This window comes from Anaerosporobacter sp., from assembly GCF_965301125.1.
The window spans coordinates 1-3,532 of sequence record NZ_CBDLAM010000229.1 but is presented as its reverse complement, the minus strand read 5'-3'; the positions used below and the strand labels follow the sequence as shown (position 1 = coordinate 3,532).

Genomic DNA, 3,532 nt, shown 5'->3' with positions numbered 1-3,532 from the left:
AGATAATATAATAACAGAAGCTTTACTAACAAATAAGCCGATTATCGCGCCTGTTATACATAAAAGTAAGCTTTCAACCAAAAACTGTAATAATATAGTCCTATTATCCGCTCCTAGTGCTTTTCTTAAACCAATCTCCCATCGCCTTTCTGTAATAGACATAAGAAGTACATTCATAATACCAATGCCACTAACCATAAGGCTCACTGCAGTAATTAATATTGTTACACACGTAATAATATTAAATACAAACTGCATGTTTTTCATATTTTCATTAACACTATCAATTTTAAGATTTATATCTTGGCTCACGCTAAGCAATGATTGTTGAATCAATGTCTTATACTTTGTGACTGAAGCTACGTCATCAATAGAAAACATATACATATCTAACTTTTCACTCTCATAATACCGACAAAATGAATTATAAGGAATGTATATTGCATTATCTTCATCCAACCCATTCTTAGTACTCTCTTTTTTTGATGGTAAATAGCCTACTATTGTAAAGTCTTCTCCATTTAGTGTAATTGTACTACCAATCGGATCAATGCTTCTATTTACATACTTTTTTCTTACAGAATCTGATATCACACAAATTCGATTACAATTTAAATCATCAACATCACAGATAAATCTACCTTTCACATCTAATGATCTTAAATCTTTATAACTTGCATTTACACCCACAACAGAAACATTTCCAGTTCTACCGTTTATATCAAGTTTTTCTGTGGTTACTGCATATGGTGATGTACTCTGAATAAATGATAATTTCTTAATATTATCTACATCCTCTAATGATAAAACTGAATTCTTTGATTGACTATAATCAGGAGTTATCCACATAAGATTGTCTCCAACCTTTTCATACTCATTCATTACATAGGTTCTGAAATATTCACTAATAGATAAAACCGTTACAACAGTAATCACTCCGATAATAATCCCTAATATGGATAGGAAGGATTTCATTTTATCTTTTACTAGTGAGTCATAGGAACATTTCACTAAACTAAGAATTTTCATAATTCATATCTCCTCACTAATTAAATAAATTTAAATCCATATACCCTGACTGTTGTCCTTGGTCTAATACAACCTTCTCTCCCCCATATAAATCATAATTTCCATCAGTTATTACCACAGAGTTTTTATCTAATTCTGAACTCGATACAATAACTGTATCATTATTACTAGTTACAATATCCACATATAAAAGTTTTGCATAGTATGAATTCTTATTTTCGTCTTTCATAAAAAGAAATATTGCATTTTTTTCATTTCTAGAAACCACAGCATTTATAGGAAGAATATAATAATTATTTTCTTCATTATCTTTATTTTCTTCTTTATCTTTATTTTGAATATTAATCTTAGATTCAATCTGTACCTTAACAGGCATATCCACAATTAAATCAACTTTTTCATCAAAATAAATTCTAATATTGTAATATGCGATATCATTTGTATATGTTATTCTTGGCACCACATCCCCTAATTTCCCCTTATACTTCTCACTATTTAATCCACTTCCATAACTAATATAAATATTACTGTCATCCGTTAAATTCTCATATTCTGACTCAACTAGTTTAACCTGAACATAACAATTATCTGTTTTGGATGTATTTAATATTTTTAGAATCGACTGATTTTGTTGTACTAAAAGTCCTGCATACAACTCCTGACTCCAAAATATAACACCTGATTTTGAAGCTTTAATAGTTATATTCTGACTTTTCTTCAAAGTTTTAATCTGCGTTTTAACTTCCTTGATACTATCCTTTAATAACTTAGTATTACTACCATTATCAATCTTACTTTTTTTTATATCTGCAAGAGAATCCTTCAACTGCTGAATATTTGCCTTACATTCCAATATTGCAACATCATAACTATCCTTTTGCTCACTATATTCTTTATGTGTAATTTCTTCCTTCTCTTTTTTATCTTGTAGAGTTTTCAACTCAGACTCTAACTTTTTTTTCTTTGCTGTTGCACTTGATATCTGTTCATTTACAAGATTATCTTTTATATCATACTCTGAGCTATTTACTACATTGGCTATCTTTAATTTATCTTCATAGCTAGTAAGAGTATTCTCTAATTCCATCAATTTCTGTTTATATATTTCTTCAGAATATCTCTGAATTTTAAACAATGGCTCCCCCTTTTTTACTGTTTGCCCATCATCTACAAATAGTTCCTTTAAAACAGCATCGTAATCAAGAACCACATTTTCAACTTTATTTCCTTTTATTTTAACCTCACCATTAGTATTAGTTGTTGTACTAACAGTAGCCGTAAGTGAAACTGGTTCAACTGAAACGGTGTACGAAACCTCTTCACTTCGTTGTTTATTTTCATTTCCTAACCATAACACCCCAATAACTAATACTACTACCACAATTATTGATATAATTTTTTTTGGCAATTTGTCCATCTCCTATCTATTTATTAAACCTTTTAAACTTAGTCACTCCACACAATTAGACCTGACAAATCCACAAATCCGAACAACATTGCTAGAATAAGAAATAGAATTATTAACACAATCAATATTGGAACACTTTTTTTCATTTCCTTTTGTAGTTTATTATATAAATAAACAAATCCAACTACTGAAAACACATTAATATTTAGTATTAATGTTTGAAGAGCACCTTTGATAGTATCCATTTTCAATGCAATATCTAATCCTGTACAAAAATTATCTATCTTCTTGATAGACTTCCATAATACATCTAGTTGCATATCATTATTTATCATAACTGTAGATGTATTAGCAAAAAAAGCCTTCACCAAACTATTACAAGATAATATAAGCCCGAATATCAAAAGATTAAATAAGATCATTCCACTTCGTACTTCGATGTTATTTGCCTTAAAAAAAATCTTTATTACAATAATGCTAAATAAGATAAAAACAAGCTGCGGTAATACCGTATGTATGGCTTCTTGAATAATAAAAACGATATCAAATCCACTATTATGCCACTTGCTACCTGTCAGAACATAATTAATATTACTTCGGAATTTGCTGAAACTAATTACATACATTAGAATATAAGCGATGAACACTGCAATATTCAAATACCATTTACCAATTTTATTCTTTCCCACTGCCTTAGTCCCCATCTTTTTCTTTTCCCCCTAATACTATTTTTTCAAAAGTGCAAAGACCAATAATTGCCATAACAATACCTACTAAGAGGATTATCTTTAGGGTGAAAATTTGCATGGCAGTTTCCTGTTTATATAACACCTTGAATATATTTCCACCATCTGCTATATAGTTCCAACCCGTATGAAACCCTATTGCCCACCATAGACTTTTCATTTTATCTATAATCATGCAAAGAAATATTGAAAACAAAAAATAAAATAATAAATCAATTACTCCAACACCATCTTTTATATGCAAACAAGAAAATAAGATGCTTACCAATGCCATTGCCCATATTTTCGAATTAAATACATTTTTCAAACAACCATACAGTGTAAAACGAAATATATATTCCTCCAAGAC

General features: G+C 29.3%; 4 protein-coding genes. All 4 read right to left on the bottom strand.

Features of this window, described 5'->3' with window-relative positions:
* On the bottom strand, positions 1 to 1,029 hold a 1,029-nt coding region (locus ACW2QF_RS17400; protein ID WP_455717285.1), incomplete at its 3' end, for an ABC transporter permease.
* A 16-nt stretch (positions 1,030 to 1,045) separates the two neighbouring features.
* Positions 1,046 to 2,437 (bottom strand): HlyD family secretion protein, encoded by a 1,392-nt coding sequence (locus ACW2QF_RS17395; protein ID WP_455717284.1) that lies wholly within the window; start codon positions 2,435 to 2,437, stop codon positions 1,046 to 1,048.
* 38 nt (positions 2,438 to 2,475) lie between these two features.
* The gene (locus ACW2QF_RS17390; RefSeq protein ID WP_455717283.1) at positions 2,476 to 3,141 is read right to left on the bottom strand and encodes a hypothetical protein; all 666 of its coding nucleotides are present in this window, start codon (positions 3,139 to 3,141) and stop codon (positions 2,476 to 2,478) included.
* Positions 3,131 to 3,532 (bottom strand): CPBP family intramembrane glutamic endopeptidase (locus tag ACW2QF_RS17385; protein WP_455717282.1); only part of this gene is annotated, 402 nt, incomplete at its 5' end. The genes ACW2QF_RS17390 and ACW2QF_RS17385, both read right to left, overlap by 11 nt.

Coding starts and splice junctions, on each gene's coding strand:
- ACW2QF_RS17390 (WP_455717283.1), bottom strand. CDS start 3,141: ATGGGGACTAAGGCAGTGGGAAAGAATAAAATTGGTAAATGGTATTTG.